Source organism: Pantoea sp. B566 (assembly GCF_024793925.1).
In the GTDB taxonomy this organism is placed as follows: domain Bacteria; phylum Pseudomonadota; class Gammaproteobacteria; order Enterobacterales; family Enterobacteriaceae; genus Pantoea; species Pantoea ananatis.
This window is the reverse complement of record NZ_JANUQL010000003.1, coordinates 579,489-593,214: the sequence shown is the minus strand read 5'-3', so window position 1 is coordinate 593,214 and position 13,726 is coordinate 579,489. Positions and strand designations below refer to the sequence as shown.

At 53.2% G+C, this 13,726-nt stretch carries 16 protein-coding genes; 8 read left to right on the top strand and 8 right to left on the bottom strand.

Features of this window, described 5'->3' with window-relative positions; all coding sequences use genetic code 11:
* The first annotated feature begins 150 nt into the window (after positions 1 to 150).
* From NYE92_RS04475 to oppF, 6 genes are all read left to right on the top strand, one after another.
* Positions 151 to 1,767, top strand: a complete 1,617-nt coding sequence (locus NYE92_RS04475) for an ABC transporter substrate-binding protein (RefSeq protein ID WP_259018626.1) — start codon at positions 151 to 153, stop codon at positions 1,765 to 1,767.
* Between the two features lie 157 nt (positions 1,768 to 1,924).
* A complete protein-coding gene (oppA, locus tag NYE92_RS04470; RefSeq protein WP_029570076.1) occupies positions 1,925 to 3,565 on the top strand; it encodes an oligopeptide ABC transporter substrate-binding protein OppA in 1,641 nt (546 codons plus the stop codon).
* A gap of 87 nt (positions 3,566 to 3,652) precedes the next feature.
* Positions 3,653 to 4,573 carry an oligopeptide ABC transporter permease OppB gene (gene oppB, locus NYE92_RS04465; protein ID WP_013025963.1) on the top strand — a complete coding sequence of 307 codons (921 nt, stop codon included), beginning with the start codon at positions 3,653 to 3,655 and terminating at the stop codon, positions 4,571 to 4,573.
* Positions 4,574 to 4,587: 14 nt separating this feature from the next.
* Entirely contained in the window at positions 4,588 to 5,496 is a 909-nt protein-coding gene (gene oppC / locus NYE92_RS04460) for an oligopeptide ABC transporter permease OppC (RefSeq protein WP_013025962.1), read from the top strand.
* Positions 5,497 to 5,507: 11 nt separating this feature from the next.
* A complete protein-coding gene (locus tag NYE92_RS04455) occupies positions 5,508 to 6,521 on the top strand; it encodes an ABC transporter ATP-binding protein (protein ID WP_013025961.1) in 1,014 nt (337 codons plus the stop codon).
* Positions 6,518 to 7,519, top strand: a complete 1,002-nt coding sequence (gene oppF, locus NYE92_RS04450) for a murein tripeptide/oligopeptide ABC transporter ATP binding protein OppF (protein ID WP_013025960.1) — start codon at positions 6,518 to 6,520, stop codon at positions 7,517 to 7,519. The genes NYE92_RS04455 and oppF overlap by 4 nt, the downstream gene beginning before the upstream one ends.
* 46 nt (positions 7,520 to 7,565) lie before the next feature.
* Here oppF and NYE92_RS04445 read toward each other — a convergent pair whose 3' ends face one another.
* Together NYE92_RS04445 and cls are read right to left on the bottom strand one after the other, a co-directional pair.
* Positions 7,566 to 7,895: an HI1450 family dsDNA-mimic protein gene (locus NYE92_RS04445; RefSeq protein ID WP_196492568.1), complete on the bottom strand. Its 330-nt coding sequence runs from the start codon at positions 7,893 to 7,895 to the stop codon at positions 7,566 to 7,568.
* A 38-nt stretch (positions 7,896 to 7,933) separates the two neighbouring features.
* A complete protein-coding gene (gene cls, locus NYE92_RS04440; RefSeq protein WP_013025958.1) occupies positions 7,934 to 9,394 on the bottom strand; it encodes a cardiolipin synthase in 1,461 nt (486 codons plus the stop codon).
* A gap of 162 nt (positions 9,395 to 9,556) precedes the next feature.
* Between cls and NYE92_RS04435 the strand changes: the two genes are divergently transcribed.
* On the top strand, positions 9,557 to 9,730 hold the full coding sequence (locus NYE92_RS04435) for a YciY family protein (protein ID WP_006119368.1): 174 nt from the start codon (positions 9,557 to 9,559) through the stop codon (positions 9,728 to 9,730).
* 29 nt (positions 9,731 to 9,759) lie between these two features.
* Here NYE92_RS04435 and NYE92_RS04430 read toward each other — a convergent pair whose 3' ends face one another.
* Both NYE92_RS04430 and NYE92_RS04425 read right to left on the bottom strand, forming a co-directional pair.
* A complete protein-coding gene (locus NYE92_RS04430) occupies positions 9,760 to 9,933 on the bottom strand; it encodes a hypothetical protein (protein ID WP_013025956.1) in 174 nt (57 codons plus the stop codon).
* A gap of 69 nt (positions 9,934 to 10,002) precedes the next feature.
* The gene (locus tag NYE92_RS04425) at positions 10,003 to 10,299 is read right to left on the bottom strand and encodes a YciI family protein (protein ID WP_014605725.1); all 297 of its coding nucleotides are present in this window, start codon (positions 10,297 to 10,299) and stop codon (positions 10,003 to 10,005) included.
* Positions 10,300 to 10,496: 197 nt separating this feature from the next.
* On the opposite strand from NYE92_RS04425, the gene tonB reads away from it, so the two are divergent.
* The gene (gene tonB, locus NYE92_RS04420; RefSeq protein ID WP_015700208.1) at positions 10,497 to 11,249 is read left to right on the top strand and encodes a TonB system transport protein TonB; all 753 of its coding nucleotides are present in this window, start codon (positions 10,497 to 10,499) and stop codon (positions 11,247 to 11,249) included.
* Positions 11,250 to 11,364: 115 nt separating this feature from the next.
* Here tonB and yciA read toward each other — a convergent pair whose 3' ends face one another.
* From yciA to NYE92_RS04400, 4 genes are read right to left on the bottom strand one after another with little or no spacing between them, the layout of a single operon-like run.
* Positions 11,365 to 11,787 carry an acyl-CoA thioester hydrolase YciA gene (yciA, locus tag NYE92_RS04415; protein ID WP_013025953.1) on the bottom strand — a complete coding sequence of 141 codons (423 nt, stop codon included), beginning with the start codon at positions 11,785 to 11,787 and terminating at the stop codon, positions 11,365 to 11,367.
* 55 nt (positions 11,788 to 11,842) lie between these two features.
* Positions 11,843 to 12,382: a septation protein A gene (locus NYE92_RS04410; RefSeq protein WP_014605727.1), complete on the bottom strand. Its 540-nt coding sequence runs from the start codon at positions 12,380 to 12,382 to the stop codon at positions 11,843 to 11,845.
* A 56-nt stretch (positions 12,383 to 12,438) separates the two neighbouring features.
* A complete protein-coding gene (locus NYE92_RS04405; protein WP_013025951.1) occupies positions 12,439 to 13,173 on the bottom strand; it encodes a YciC family protein in 735 nt (244 codons plus the stop codon).
* 27 nt (positions 13,174 to 13,200) lie between these two features.
* On the bottom strand, positions 13,201 to 13,617 hold the full coding sequence (locus NYE92_RS04400; RefSeq protein WP_024471791.1) for a YkgJ family cysteine cluster protein: 417 nt from the start codon (positions 13,615 to 13,617) through the stop codon (positions 13,201 to 13,203).
* Positions 13,618 to 13,726: the final 109 nt, after the last annotated feature.

Below are 13,726 nucleotides of genomic sequence, written 5' to 3'. Positions count from 1 at the left end.
TTTAGCGATTTAGTTTTGGCGCCCCTCTGCAGCATCTGCTAATTTTCGGCGCATTAATAATGTTTTCCCAAACGTCAAAAGCAAAAGATTTATTCCTTATTGATGCTGGGATATCAGAATAAAAATTGGCATTTAACAAGGGTGTGGGAAATGAACGCGCAGCACTACCTGGCTTGTCTGGCACTAACCTTAACCGCATTGCCCACCTGTGCTGCCACCGTGCCATCAGACGTGACGCTCTCCGCCGTCCAGCAAATCGTGATTAATAACGGTTCGGAAGTTGCCTCGCTCGATCCGCATAAAGTCGAAGGTGTACCGGAGTCAAACATCATCTTCAACCTGCTGGATGGGCTGGTTAACACGGACAATAACGGTAATGTGGTGCCGGGTGTGGCTGAGCGCTGGGAAAACCAGCAAGGTAAAATCTGGACATTCACCCTGCGCGGCAATGCCAAATGGAGCAATGGGGAGCCGGTTACGGCACAGGACTTCGTTTACAGCTGGCGTCGTCTTGCCGATCCTAAAACTGCGTCGCCCTATGCCAGCTATCTGCAGGCTGCCCATATTGCGAATGTCGATGCGATTCTTGCCGGTAAAGTTGCCCCCGATCAACTGGGCGTGAAAGCCCTGGACGATCGCCATCTGCAAATTACCCTGACCGAACCGGTGCCTTATTTAGTGGCCATGCTGGCGCACACCGCGATGAAACCCGTTTACGCACCTGCCATCGAAAAGTGGGGTGAGGGCTGGACCCAACCCGGTCACTATATCGGTAACGGCGCCTATACGCTGAATGACTGGGTGGTGAATGAGAAAATTGTTCTGAAGCGTAATCCTCTTTACTGGAACAATGCTCAGACCGTTATTGAGCAGGGAACGTTTCTGGCCATCAGCTCGGAAAACAGTGATATCAATCGCTATCGCAGCGGTGGCATTGATATGACCAACAGCGCGGTTCCGCCCGACTTGTTTGCTAAATTGCGCAAAGATATGGGTGATGAGGTTAAAGTCAGTCCGCTGCTCTGCACCTTCTATTACGAAATTAATAACAAAAAACCGCCGTTCACCGATGCCCGCGTGCGCGCTGCGATCAAAATGACGCTGGATCGCGATATCATCGCTCGTAAGATCATGGGGCAAGGGCAAATTCCGGCCTACAGCTTTACGCCGCCTTACATCGCAGGCGCTGCGTTATCTTCCCCAGACTGGATGGCGTGGACACAGCCGCAGCAAAACGCGGCTGCGAAAAAACTGCTGGCCGAGGCGGGTTACAACGATAAAAATCCGCTGCGCTTTACGCTGCTCTATAACACATCCGATCAAAACAAAACCCAGGCCATCGCCGCCGCGTCCATGTGGCAACGCAATTTGGGCGCGCAGGTTACGTTGCAGAATCAGGAATGGAAAACCCTGCTGGAAACCCGGCATCAGGCACAATATGACGTTGTGCGCGCCACCTGGTGTGCGGATTACAATGAGCCCTCAACATTCCTGAATATGTTCCAGAGCCAGTCGTCGACCAATACCGCGTTTTACCACAGTGCGGAATACGACCGTCTGTTAGCCGCAACATTAACGGCTGAAAATGAAGCGGACCGCGCATCATTGTATCAGCAGGCAGAAACACAACTCGACAAAGACTCAGCAATTGTGCCAGTTTACTATCGCGTCAGCGTGCGGCTGGTTAAACCCTGGGTTGGCGGTTTTACTGGCCACGATCCGCAGGACATGACAGACCTGAAATACTATTTCATTAAAAAACACTGAGTCACGCGCTTAACCGGCGGCACAGTCGGGAAGGGCGTGGCCGTGCAGACCACACAACAGGGTCAATACGCCCCAGGTGGCAAACACCGGGGACCCGAATACGGGGAACGCTGAGGTCGCAAACACCCTCAGTGAAAATAAAAAACTGGAGTTAAGAATGAACAACATCACGAAAAAAACCTTGATTGCTGCCAGCGTCTTTGCAGCGATGAGTGCGCTCGCAGCGAACAGCGTTATGGCAGCCACAGTACCTGCCGGCGTAGAACTGGCCGCGAAGCAGGAGCTGGTTAAAGGAAACGGTAGCGAGGTTCAGTCACTGGATCCGCATAAAATCGAAGGCGTTCCGGAATCTAACGTGAGTCGTGATCTGCTGGAAGGTCTGGTCATCAGCGATACGGATGGTCATCCCATTCCTGGTGTGGCTGAAAGCTGGGATAACAAAGACTTTAAAGTCTGGACTTTCCACTTGCGTAAAAATGCAAAATGGTCAAATGGTGAACCTGTCACTGCTCAGGATTTCGTCTACAGCTGGGAGCGTTTGGCCGATCCGAAAACCGCATCGCCTTATGCCAGCTATCTGCAATACGGCCATCTGGCTAACGTTGATGATATTATCGCTGGCAAGAAGCCCCCAACAGACCTGGGCGTAAAGGCGATTGACGATCATACACTGCAAGTGACCTTAAGCGAGCCGGTGCCTTATTTCTATAAATTACTCATTCACCCCTCAATGTCGCCAGTTAATAAAGCTGCAATCGAAAAATTCGGTGACAAGTGGACTCAGCCAGAAAACTGGGTGGGTAACGGTGCGTTTAAGTTGGAATCACACGTCATCAACGAACGTATCACCGTTGTGCGTAACCCTGAATACTGGGATAACGCGCATACCGTGCTGAACAAAGTCACTTTCCTGCCAATCTCGTCGGAAGTCAGCGATGTAAACCGTTACTTCTCTGATAACGGCAGCGACATGACCTATAACAACCTGCCTATTGAGCTGTTTAAAAAATTGCAGCGTGACAATGGTAAAGAGCTGCATGTTGATCCGTATCTGTGTACCTACTACTACGAAATCAACAACCAGAAAGCGCCATTTAACGATCCGCGCGTTCGCGCTGCGCTTAAGCTCGGCATCGATCGCGACATTATCGTAGACAAAGTCCTGGCGCAGGGCCAGAAACCGGCTTACAGCTACACGCCGCCAGCGACAGATGGTATGGAATTGGCGAAGCCTGAGTGGTTTACCTGGTCACAGGAAAAACGTAATGCCGAAGCGAAAAAGCTGCTGGCCGAAGCCGGTTATACGCCAGAAAAACCGCTGACCTTTAATCTGCTGTACAACACCTCTGACCTGCATAAGAAACTGGCCATTGCCGCGTCGTCTATCTGGACGAAAAACCTGGGTGTGAAAGTCAAGCTGGAGAACCAGGAGTGGAAAACCTTCCTGGATACCCGCCACCAGGGCAACTTTGACGTTGCGCGTGCAGGCTGGTGTGCAGACTACAACGAACCGACATCGTTCCTGAACACCATGCTGTCTGACAGCAGCAACAATACCGCGCACTATAAGAGCCCAGCTTTCGACAAGCTGATGAAAGATGCGTTGGCCACTACAGACGATAAAGCGCGTTCGGCTGATTACGAGAAGGCAGAGCAGCAGTTGGATAAAGACTCTGTGATCGTGCCGCTTTACTACTACGTTAACACGCGCCTGGTGAAACCTTATGTTGGCGGTTATACCGGTAAGGATCCGCTGGATAACGTAGCAGACAGAAACCTGTACATCATCAAGCACTAATAAAACACCAAGAACAGCGGCGGCGCGTTACGCGCCGCCAGTACTTTTTTTAATGCAATGTGAAGCACCAGCCTGGTAGGTACGGCAATGTTAAAATTCATTCTGCGTCGGTTGCTTGAAGCAATTCCGACGCTTTTCGTTCTGATTACCATTTCCTTCTTTATGATGCGACTGGCGCCCGGCAGCCCTTTTACCAGCGAGCGCACCCTGTCGCCAGAGGTCATGGCAAATATCGAGGCGAAATATCACCTCAACGATCCTATCGGTAAGCAATACGTTGATTATCTGATTCAACTGGCGCATGGCGATTTCGGGCCCTCGTTCAAGTACAAAGACTATTCGGTCAATTACCTGGTCGGCCATGCCTTCCCGGTTTCAGCCAAACTCGGCCTTGCTGCCTTTATCCTGGCGGTGGTTCTGGGCGTCACGGCGGGCGTTATCGCGGCGCTGAAGCAGAACAGCCTGTGGGATTACGTTGTGATGGGGGTGGCAATGACCGGCGTGGTGATACCGAGTTTTGTGGTAGCGCCGCTATTGGTTCTGGTGTTCGCGATCACGCTTAAGTGGCTGCCGGGTGGCGGCTGGAATGGCGGTCAATGGAATTACATGCTGCTGCCGATGGTGGCGCTCTCACTGGCCTACATTGCCAGTATTGCGCGCATCACCCGCGGCTCGATGATTGAAGTTATGCACTCCAACTTTATCCGTACCGCGCGAGCGAAAGGGCTGCCGCTGCGTCGTATCGTGTTACGTCATGCACTGAAGCCTGCGCTGCTGCCGGTCATTTCCTATATGGGGCCGGCCTTTGTGGGCATCATTACCGGTTCTATGGTCATCGAGTCGATTTACGGACTGCCGGGTATTGGTCAGCTGTTCGTGAACGGTGCACTTAACCGTGACTATTCACTGGTGCTGAGCCTGACCATCCTGGTGGGGCTGTTGACCATCCTGTTTAATGCGATCGTCGATGTGCTGTATGCCGTTATCGACCCGAAAATCCGCTACTGATTCTGGAGTTCGCCATGATGTTAAGTAAGAAAAATAGCGAAGCTCTTGATGCATTCAGTGAAAAACTGGAAGTCGAAGGGCGAAGCCTGTGGCAGGATGCCCGTCGTCGTTTCATTCATAACCGTGCCGCATTAATCAGCTTGATGGTGCTGATGCTCATCACGCTGTTTGTGATTTTTGCGCCTATGCTGTCGCAATTCTCCTATTTCGATACCGACTGGGGAATGATGTCATCACCGCCCGATACCACGTCGGGACACTGGTTTGGCACCGACTCCTCGGGGCGCGATTTGCTGGTGCGCGTAGCCATTGGCGGGCGCATTTCACTGATGGTCGGGATTGCTGCCGCGCTGATCGCCGTGATCGTGGGAACCTTGTACGGTTCAATCGCGGGTTATCTGGGCGGGAAAACCGATTCCGTGATGATGCGTATTCTGGAAATCCTTAACTCCTTCCCGTTTATGTTCTTCGTTATCCTGCTGGTGACCTTCTTTGGCCGCAATATTCTGCTGATCTTTGCCGCTATCGGCATGGTGTCCTGGCTGGACATGGCGCGTATCGTGCGCGGGCAGACATTAAGCCTGAAGCGCAAAGAGTTTATTGAAGCTGCACACGTTGGCGGTGTTTCCACCTGGAAAATTGTGACGCGCCATATCGTCCCCAACGTTCTGGGCGTCGTGGTGGTTTACGCTTCGCTGCTGGTGCCCAGTATGATTCTGTTTGAATCTTTCCTGAGCTTTCTGGGGCTGGGAACGCAGGAGCCACTGAGTAGCTGGGGCGCACTGCTCAGCGATGGTGCGAACTCCATGGAAGTCTCGCCGTGGCTGTTACTGTTTCCGGCGACGTTCCTGGTCGTCACCTTGTTCTGTTTCAACTTTATTGGCGATGGCCTGCGTGATGCCCTCGACCCCAAAGATCGTTAAGGAGTTTCCCGATGACTATTCATGAATTTCAGCCTGCTCAGGCTGCGCGCGCGGGAAGCGAACTGCTGCTTGAAGTGAAAGATTTACGCGTAACCTTTGGCACGCACGATGGTGACGTCACCGCTGTTAACGATCTCAACTTTTCACTGCGGGCAGGTGAAACCTTAGGGATTGTGGGCGAGTCGGGTTCGGGTAAATCCCAGACCGCCTTTGCGTTAATGGGGCTGTTGGCCAGCAACGGGCGCATCGGTGGTTCGGCGTTGTTCAACGGTAAAGAGATCCTGAATTTGCCTGAGAAACAGCTGAACCGACTGCGTGCCGAGCAAATCGCCATGATCTTCCAGGATCCCATGACGTCACTGAACCCCTATATGCGGGTCGGCGAGCAACTGATGGAAGTGCTGAAGCTGCATAAAGGGATGAGCAATGCACAGGCATTTGAAGAGTCAGTAAGAATGCTGGATGCGGTTAAAATGCCGGAAGCGCGTAAACGTATGAAAATGTATCCCCACGAGTTTTCGGGTGGGATGCGTCAACGTGTGATGATTGCGATGGCCCTGATGTGTCGGCCTAAGCTGCTGATTGCCGATGAGCCGACAACCGCACTGGACGTCACGGTTCAGGCGCAGATCATGACCTTGCTGAATGAGCTTAAGCGCGAGTTTAACACCGCGATCATTATGATCACCCACGATTTGGGTGTGGTTGCGGGCATTTGCGATAAAGTTCTGGTGATGTATGCCGGACGCACCATGGAATATGGCCGCGCCCGTGATGTGTTTTATCAGCCCGCACATCCCTATTCTATTGGTTTGCTGAACGCTGTACCCAGACTGGATGCGGAAGGGGAAAGTCTGACGACGATACCGGGTAATCCGCCTAACCTGCTGCGTTTGCCGCAGGGTTGTCCCTTCCAGCCGCGCTGCCCTCACGCTATGGATATCTGCTCCAACGCACCGCCGCTGTTACCTTTTGCAGAAGGGCGTTTGCGCGCCTGCTTTAAGCCGGTGGAGGAACTCGTATGAGCAGCCTGGCAGAAAAGAAAGTGTTACTCGAAATCGCCGATCTGAAAGTCCATTTTGATATCAGGGATGGCAAGCAGTGGTTCTGGCAGCCGCCAAAATCTCTCAAGGCGGTGGACGGTGTCAGCCTGCGCCTGTATGAAGGTGAAACCCTGGGCGTCGTCGGGGAATCCGGCTGCGGCAAGTCTACGCTGGCGCGGGCCATTATTGGCCTGGTAAAAGCCACCGAGGGCCGCGTTTCATGGCTCGGGCGTAACTTGCTGGGGCAGAGTGAAGAAGAGTGGCGTAAGGCGCGAAGCGATATCCAGATGATTTTTCAGGATCCGCTGGCCTCGCTGAACCCGCGTATGACCATCGGCGACATTATTGCAGAGCCGTTACGCACTTATCATCCGGAGCTGTCGCGTCAGGATGTCAAAGATCGCGTCAAGACCATGATGATGAAGGTAGGGCTCCTGCCTAACCTGATCAACCGCTATCCACACGAGTTCTCGGGTGGACAGTGCCAGCGTATCGGTATTGCGCGCGCATTGATACTTGAGCCTAAGCTGATTATCTGCGACGAGCCGGTGTCGGCCCTGGACGTGTCCATTCAGGCTCAGGTCGTGAACCTGCTGCAGCAACTGCAACGTGAAATGGGCCTGTCGCTGATTTTTATCGCCCATGACCTCGCGGTGGTTAAACACATTTCCGACCGCGTGCTGGTGATGTATCTGGGGCACGCCGTTGAGCTGGGCACCTACGACGAGGTGTATACCAATCCGCAGCATCCCTATACCAAAGCGCTGATGTCGGCGGTGCCGATTCCCGATCCGGACCTGGAGAAGAATAAGCAAATCCAGCTCCTGGAAGGGGAATTACCCTCACCGATTAATCCGCCCTCCGGCTGTGTGTTCCGGACGCGCTGTCCGATTGCCGGCCCTGAGTGTGCGAAAACCCGACCGCTGCTTGAAGGCAGTTTCCGCCATGCGGTGTCCTGCCTGAAGGTGGATCCGCTGTAAAACAAAAAGCCGGGCAATCGCCCGGCTTTATATTCATGGTGTTACGCTATTCACGCCACAAAATATGGCACAGCTTGTGATCTTTTTCGCGACACAACAGCACGCGCGCAAAAACATCAGTAATAGGTTCGCCATCCGCTTCGCCCAGACCGATAACCACTTCTGAGAAAAAATCTGGATTCAAATCGAAATCCACATGATCCTGCCAGTCATCGGAAGGGTCAAACAGCTCTGCGCCACCACGCTCTTCAAACTGCAGGTTGAAAAGAATGATATCGGCCGGATCAAGATTATCGCCAGCCAGTTCAAGAAAAATGTCATAGGCCTGTTCCAGCGTTTCGTCTTCTGTCAGGCGGTTATTCAGATCCATGCTCAGTCCCGTTTATCTAAGGGCAGTTCGTAATTTCGCTCGTTTTACAGTAAAGGGCTGAAGAAGTAAAACAGTCGTTCGACAATCCGCTGCCACCAGGCACGTTTTGCCCAGCGTTTGGGATCGAGCAGACGCGAACGGGCAATATAGTCATCCTGCACGCAGGCCAAATCGCTGCCGAATCCGGCATCATCGACAGCCAGGGTAATTTCGAAATTCAGCCACAGGCTACGCATGTCCAGGTTAACGGTTCCCACCAGGCTCAGTTGACCGTCCACCAGCACGCTTTTGGTATGCAGCAGGCCATCTTCAAACTGGTAGATTTTTACCCCTGCCTCAAGCAGCTCGCCAAAGAAGGAGCGGCTGGCCCAGCCGACCAGCAAAGAGTCATTGTGAAGGGGAACCACAAGACTCACGTTAACGCCCCGCATGGCCGCCGTGCAAATGGCATGAAGCAGATCGTCACTCGGCACCAGATAGGGCGTGGTCATGATAAGCTGCTCACGCGCTGAATACACCGCCGTGAGCAGGGCCTGATGAATCAAATCCTCCGGAAAACCGGGACCGGAGGCGATAACCTGCACCGTGTGCCCACTTTCCTGTTCAAACGGCATGATATTGCGGTCTGGCGGCGGCGGCAAAATACGCTTACCGGTCTCAATTTCCCAGTCACAGCTGTAGACAATTCCCATGGCGGTGGAAACCGGACCTTCCATGCGCGCCATCAGGTCAACCCACTGGCCTACGCCGGCCTCTTGTTTAAAAAAGCGCGGATCAACCAGGTTCATGCTGCCGGTGTAGGCAATATAGTTGTCGATCAGCACCATTTTACGATGTTGACGCAGGTCCATACGGCGCAGGAATACGCGCAGCAGGCTCACCTGGAGCGCCTCAACGACGTCAATGCCTGCATTGCGCATCATGCCCACCCAGGGGCTTCTGAAAAACGCCACGCTGCCCGCTGAATCCAGCATGAGGCGGCAGTGAACGCCGCGGCGTGACGCGGCCATTAACGACTCGGCGACCTCATCCGCCAGACCGCCCGGATTCCAGATATAGAACACCATCTCGACATTGTGGCGAGCCAGCTGGATATCGCGAATCAAGGCTTTCATGACGTCATCAGAGCTGGTCAGAAGCTGCAACTGATTGCCTTTTACGCCCGCAATGCCCTGGCGGTTGTTGCACAGTTGAAACAGCGATCGTGCGACGTCGCTGTAATCTGTCGCAAAAATTTCGCTGCGTTTCTTTAAATCATTTAACCAGCGAGCGGTGGAAGGCCACATGGTACGTGCGCGTTCAGCGCGGCGCTTACCCAAATGTAATTCGCCAAAGGACAAGTACGCGATGATGCCAACCAGCGGCAGAATAAAGATAATCAGCAGCCATGCCATCGCTGAGGTAACGGCCCGTCGCTTCATCAGGATGCGCAGCGTGATCCCGGCAATCAGTAACCAGTAACCAAACAACAGCAACCAACTGATAAGCGTGTAAAACGTGGTCATTAAGTGGACATCCTGTTCGCGCTTGAGTCAGAGAAGTTTACGTGGAGATGAGGGGGAGCGAAACCCTTAATAATAGCGGCGTTTCGATGAGAGATCCGATTTGGCATTCGCTCAGAGATCTTTATAATGCGTGCGCGTGAGTTTGATGCCAGAGAGGAAGTGATGAGACGAAGCAGAAACGAAGTGGCCCGCTGGAGAATGTTACGTCAGGTACAGCGCAGACGTTCACGCTGGCTCGAGGGGCAGTCACGTCGCTATAAACGGATTCACGGAATTCGCCATCAACTGGCGCAGCAGCAGCGTCGTTCGATTCTGTTTATCACACAAAATCTGTAATCGACCAGCCGCCCGGCGCGGCTGAGACATTAATGCCCGGTCATCAATAACTTGACGTTCACCAGCTGTACCGCAGCGGCCAGGACGATCAGCATGACGATCAGGTGCTTTTTATTCCGCCAGCCGTGTTTTCGCCACAGATAAAGCGCCGCACCTACTAACAGCATAATCACCAGCAACAGGGTGATAATAATCGATTGCATAAAATATCATCTCGAAAAAAAAGCTTCTGAGCGGCTGCCCGGAAGCTCTTTTTTGGCTGCGGAGTTAAATCAGAAGACGCGCTTAAACGGCTTAACGCTAACCTGCTTGTAAACACCGGCGGCGATGTAGGGATCGTCTGCAGCCCAGGCCTGCGCCGTTTCCAGCGACGGGAATTCGGCGACGACGGTGGAACCGGTAAAGCCCGCAACGCCCGGATCGTTACTGTCGACCGCAGGCATAGGACCGGCGACGATTAACCGACCTTCTTCATGTAACAGCTTCAGACGTGCCAGGTGAGCGGGGCGCACGGCGTTGCGTTTTTCCAGAGAATCGGCGTTATCTTCAGCATAAATGACGTAAAGCAATTGGGCGCTCCCATTAACTCTTAAATTTGGCAACACGGTAAGGGATAGTTAAGTAGAGTGCAAACGAAACCTTGCGTCAATGGCCTCTGCAGCATATTGGGCTAAACAGGCTTTTTTAGCCGCAAAACAAGGAGGTTATTGAAACTGATTGCTATTTGCATTTAAAATCGTGACTTGATTTCACTACTGCGATTGCTATGACCACGCTGACTATGCCCTTACCGAAACGCACGCCTGTCGCCATGATCTTGTCTGTTGCACTGCACGGTGCAGTCATTGCGGGTGTTCTTTATGCGTCTTTTCATCAGACCATTGAGTTACCTAAAGCATCACAGCCGATTAGCGTGACGATGGTTGCACCGGCCGTTCAGCCAGAACCTGCAATCGCCCAACCCGCGCCGCAACCGACGCCTCAGCCAGAACCGGAACCCGTACCGGAGCCTCAACCTGCGCCAGAGCCGCCAAAAGCCGAACCGGTGCCGATCCCCAAACCTGAACCTAAGCCTAAGCCAAAGCCCCGTCACGAGCCTAAGCGTGAACAACCCAAGCGCGAGGTGAAACCGCGTCAGGACGTGAAACCGCAGGCAAATCCGTTCAGCCATGATACGGCCGCCACCCAAAGCAAGCCTGCCACCGCGCCAAAAAGTACGCCGTCGGCAGCACCCACGCAAAGTGTTTCCTCCGGGCCCAAAGCGCTTAATATCAGCAAGCCGTCTTATCCGCCACGGGCGGCGGCCTTGCGCGTTGAAGGACGCGTCAGGGTAAAATTTGACGTAGACAGCGACGGCCGGGTCGATAATATCGAAATCCTTTCTGCCGAACCGCGCAATATGTTCGAACGTACCGTTAAGCAGGCCATGCGAACGTGGCGTTATCAGAGTGGAAAACCGGGCAGCGGCCTGACGATGAATATCGTATTCAAAATTAACGGCGGGGCCAGCATCGAATAGCCGGAGAAAGGCTGTCTGAAGGGCGCTTGTGGCGCCGTGAGCGATCGCAACCTGCGCGTCGCTTACGGCAACAGGGAATTATCTGCAGGGCAGATTCAGCACCGAAAACCTGTTATCAGGCAGGGTAGGACTGGTTATCCCGTCCTGCTGGCAGTTGGCGAGGATGCCCCTCGTTGTCCACCGCGACGTAAATAAACACGGCTTCGGTAGCACAATATGTCTGCCCGATAGGTTCAGATGACACCTTCTTGATCCATACCTGAACGTTAATCGTCATCGAGCTGTTGCCGGTGCGGATACAGTGCGCATAGCAACTGACGACATCGCCCACTGCGACGGGTTTTAAGAAGGTCATACCATCAACGCGTACGGTGACGACGCGGCCTTCAGCAATCTCTTTAGCCTGGATCGCGCCACCCATATCCATTTGTGACATTAACCAGCCACCGAAGATATCGCCGTTAGCATTTGTATCCGCTGGCATCGCCAGGGTGCGCATCACCATTTCGCCCTTGGGCAATTTATGTTTATCGTCCATTGCTCTGGTTTCTTAAGTCTGAGAGAGACGTTGCCCGCCTGAGCGGACAACAGGTTTATTTTTGTTCTTGTTGCGGCATCTTACGCCAGATATAGACGCCGCTCAGCAGCGTAAACAGCAGCGTAAGGCCGGTCAGTCCAAACACTTTGAAGTTAACCCAGACTGACTGAGGTAACCAAAACGCAACATATATGTTTGCCAGGCCACAAATCAAGAAAAACAGCGCCCAGGCGATGTTGAGATTTCGCCAGACGTGGTCAGGCAGTTCCAGCTCTTTACCCAGCATGGTCTGTATTAACGGCTGTTTCATGAACCACTGGCTGAACAGTAACGCCAGCGCAAACAGGGTATAGATGACGGTGACTTTCCACTTAATAAATTCATCATTATGGAAAACCAGCGTCAGCGTGCCGAAGACGGCCACCAGAACGAAGGTGAAAATCGTCATTTTCTCAAGCTTGCGATACAGCACCCAGCTCGCAACCAGCGCCAGTCCGGTCGCGACAACCAGCGCGCCCGACGCCACAAAAATGTCGTACAACTTATAAAAAATAAAGAAAACAACAAGGGGGAGAAAGTCGAGTAGCTGCTTCATAGTCATTCCAGTTAAGGCTGCATGGCCTGCCAGTGCGCCGGAAGGCGCACGGACAATCAACGTAACAGCATATAAAGCCGGTACAAATAAATCACCAACAGGGTCGAAACCAGGTTACCGATGGCGGTGAAAATCACCGTTGAAACATTCATGGGCAACAGGGTTAATGAGGTAAAGAAAAACATCACGGCGAGCTTAGCCAGTAACCATACGATAATGGCAGGGGCAATCAGCTTCACGTTTTTCCAGGCCATTCGCATGCTGGCGCGCATTGCGGCGATAACGCCGAGTTTTTCACTCGCCAGAATGATTGGCGACAGCGACAGCACAATGGTCAGCAATACGCCCGGAACCACCAGTACCATAAAGCCCAGCTGCGCCACCAGGGTAACGAGAAACGTCAGCAGCAGTAGCTTTGGCAGCAAGGGGGCAGAGGCGCCAATCGCTCGCAGCGCACTTACGCGTTGGCCTGACGAAACCAACGGAATCAGGCACAGCATACCGCCCAACAGCAGCGTATTCCCCACCAGCCCCGCAAACGTTCCCGCTGCAGAAGCGCGCAGCAGCACCTGTTGCTGTTCGGGTGACATGCTCTGCACCATATCGAACAGCGAGGTACTGCTAATTTCGCCTTGCTGCAATATCGCCATTTGATCGTCACCGGGCGTCAGAACGTGTAACAGCATGACCGTGACAAACGCGGTCAGCAGCGACATCAGCACCAGGGTGAACAATTGATGACGAAAAAAATTTCCAGTGTCACGGTATAACGAGCTTGCCGTGATAGACATGTACTCTCCTTGAAAGAACCGGGTTAATTAACCCGGCGATTGTACATGTTCTGACGGCTCGCTGGCACCCGCAACCCGATAACTTTCTGTCATATCAGGTAAAGATGGGTGAAAAAGTGCGGGAAGGCCAAAGCGCGCTCTGGCCCGGTCGCAGCCTTCGTTCCAAATCCCCTGTTCTCCAGACATCTCAAACTCACGGCAGGGAGAAGGCCGGTTTTCATAGATACTGCACGAAACACAGCCGCCAATATCGCCCTTGAGCGCGACACAGCGCGGTGTGCGATCGTTCGTGCCGCGCATATTCCGCATTAACAGACTCAGGGGCTCCGTTAATTCCGTGGGCACCAGCCCCCCGGCGTCATCGGCTTCTGCCCAGTAAAAAGAGACGCGAAAGTGGGCACAACAGGCACCACAGCTAATACAAGGGTTGAGAGTATCGCTCATTTGATCGCTCGCCACCTCTGAGGCATCGAAGCAAAACAGTCTGGGGAGATCAGCAAAGTAATGCGGCGTTACGGTTTCGGCAAGGGATATTTAGCGACCACCAGAGCAC

What these genes read in the sequence shown, in the direction of transcription:
- NYE92_RS04455 (WP_013025961.1), top strand. Translation starts at nt 5,508, where the DNA reads ATGACTATTCATGAATTTCAGCCTGCTCAGGCTGCGCGCGCGGGAAGC.
- oppB (WP_013025963.1), top strand. Translation starts at nt 3,653, where the DNA reads ATGTTAAAATTCATTCTGCGTCGGTTGCTTGAAGCAATTCCGACGCTT.
- oppA (WP_029570076.1), top strand. Translation starts at nt 1,925, where the DNA reads ATGAACAACATCACGAAAAAAACCTTGATTGCTGCCAGCGTCTTTGCA.
- oppC (WP_013025962.1), top strand. Translation starts at nt 4,588, where the DNA reads ATGATGTTAAGTAAGAAAAATAGCGAAGCTCTTGATGCATTCAGTGAA.
- NYE92_RS04430 (WP_013025956.1), bottom strand. Translation starts at nt 9,933, where the DNA reads ATGCAATCGATTATTATCACCCTGTTGCTGGTGATTATGCTGTTAGTA.
- tonB (WP_015700208.1), top strand. Translation starts at nt 10,497, where the DNA reads ATGACCACGCTGACTATGCCCTTACCGAAACGCACGCCTGTCGCCATG.
- NYE92_RS04475 (WP_259018626.1), top strand. Translation starts at nt 151, where the DNA reads ATGAACGCGCAGCACTACCTGGCTTGTCTGGCACTAACCTTAACCGCA.
- cls (WP_013025958.1), bottom strand. Translation starts at nt 9,394, where the DNA reads ATGACCACGTTTTACACGCTTATCAGTTGGTTGCTGTTGTTTGGTTAC.
- oppF (WP_013025960.1), top strand. Translation starts at nt 6,518, where the DNA reads ATGAGCAGCCTGGCAGAAAAGAAAGTGTTACTCGAAATCGCCGATCTG.
- yciA (WP_013025953.1), bottom strand. Translation starts at nt 11,787, where the DNA reads ATGGACGATAAACATAAATTGCCCAAGGGCGAAATGGTGATGCGCACC.
- NYE92_RS04405 (WP_013025951.1), bottom strand. Translation starts at nt 13,173, where the DNA reads ATGTCTATCACGGCAAGCTCGTTATACCGTGACACTGGAAATTTTTTT.
- NYE92_RS04410 (WP_014605727.1), bottom strand. Translation starts at nt 12,382, where the DNA reads ATGAAGCAGCTACTCGACTTTCTCCCCCTTGTTGTTTTCTTTATTTTT.
- NYE92_RS04435 (WP_006119368.1), top strand. Translation starts at nt 9,557, where the DNA reads ATGAGACGAAGCAGAAACGAAGTGGCCCGCTGGAGAATGTTACGTCAG.
- NYE92_RS04400 (WP_024471791.1), bottom strand. Translation starts at nt 13,617, where the DNA reads ATGAGCGATACTCTCAACCCTTGTATTAGCTGTGGTGCCTGTTGTGCC.